Below are 1,342 nucleotides of genomic sequence, written 5' to 3' on the forward strand. Positions count from 1 at the left end.
TCGAGGACTGGGTGGCAGCCGGCCTGCCCACCGAATCGGCCCGGCCCGCGAGCCGCTGACAACGTCTGTCGGCGCGGGGGGGGGGGGGGCGGGCCGCCCCCCCCCGGGGGGGGGGGGGCGGGGGCGGGGGGTGGGGTGGGTGGGGGGGGCCCACCGGCGCGCCGCGCGGCGAGCGGCGCATCCGGTGCGCGCGGGTATGGCCCGGCTCGCCGCCGATGTCGGCGCCGTCGCCGCCGTCTCGGCCCTGAGCATGGCCGCCGCCGGGTTCGGGCCGTCCTGGATCCACTCGCTGTCCACCTCCGGGAAGCTCAGCACCGGAATCGCCCCGGCCTCGATCCTGGCGGCCGTCGTGGACGGGCTGGGCGCATTGTTTGGCTGGCCTCCCGCGGACGGCGCCGCGCTGCGGGTGGCCCGCGGGCTGTGCCTGGCCGCCGCGGCGGCCGTCGTGCTGACACTCACGATCCGTGCCTGGCGCCGCGGGCCGGGCGAGCGGCGGCCCGGCTCGTCGGTGGACGAGCGGCCCGACCTGGCCGTGCTCGGTTTCGGCGGCCTGGCCGTCGCCCTGGGCAGTCCCGTCGTCTACCCCTGGTATCTGGCGATGTGCCTGCCGCCGCTGGCCGTGATCGCGGCGATGGCCGGCGCTGTCGACCGCACCGCCGCCGACCGCACCGCTGTCGACCGCACCGCTGTCGCGACCGACGCCGCGGACCGGACCACGGTGGGACGGCGGTCGATGCCGCGCCTGGTGCCGAGGTCGGCGGGTGGCCGGACGCTCGCCGGGATCGTGCTGGTCTCCTCGTGGCTGTGCCTGGCCACCCTCCCCCCGCTCGCCGCGACCTGGCGGCTGCTCGGCGCCGGCGGGGTGATCACGCTCGTCGTCGGCCTCGGGCTGGTCAGCGGGGTGGTGGGGCTGGCCGTGGCCCGGCGGCGGCCCGCACCGCCCACCAGCAGACCATGAGCAGTCCGGCGTTGCGCACCACCAGCAGCACACTCAGCACGATCCGGCCCTGGATGACGTCGTTGTACCGCCACGGATAGATCACCTGGCTCAACAGCGCGACGGCCAGTAGCCCCACCACCAGGCGCCGCTCGCGGGCAGCCGGCCCGCGACCCCGGATCAGGCGTCCGGTCCGCTCCGGCGACTCCCCCGGCGCGGGCGCGGGCCGGGGGCTGACCGCGAGACCGGCGGCGGCGAGCGCGAGCAGCCAGACGAGGTACTGCGGGCTCAGCACCCGGGCGGTCACCACGACCACGGTGACCAGCGCGAGGGACCGGGCGGCCAGGGTCGCGCCCACCGCGGCCGGCTCGTCCGCGGCTGCGCTCCCGGCCGACTCTGCACTCC

General features: G+C 78.2%; 2 pseudogenes. One reads left to right on the forward strand and one right to left on the reverse strand.

Annotated elements, in window-relative coordinates:
• Positions 1-958: pseudogene (locus MXD58_RS27680) on the forward strand (hypothetical protein); the annotation flags it as partial.
• Here MXD58_RS27680 and MXD58_RS27685 read toward each other — a convergent pair.
• Positions 894-1,342, reverse strand: a pseudogene (locus tag MXD58_RS27685) (glycosyltransferase 87 family protein); the annotation flags it as partial. The pseudogenes MXD58_RS27680 and MXD58_RS27685 sit on opposite strands and share 65 nt — an antisense overlap.

The organism is Frankia sp. AgKG'84/4, from assembly GCF_023242965.2.
In the GTDB taxonomy this organism is placed as follows: domain Bacteria; phylum Actinomycetota; class Actinomycetes; order Frankiales; family Frankiaceae; genus Frankia.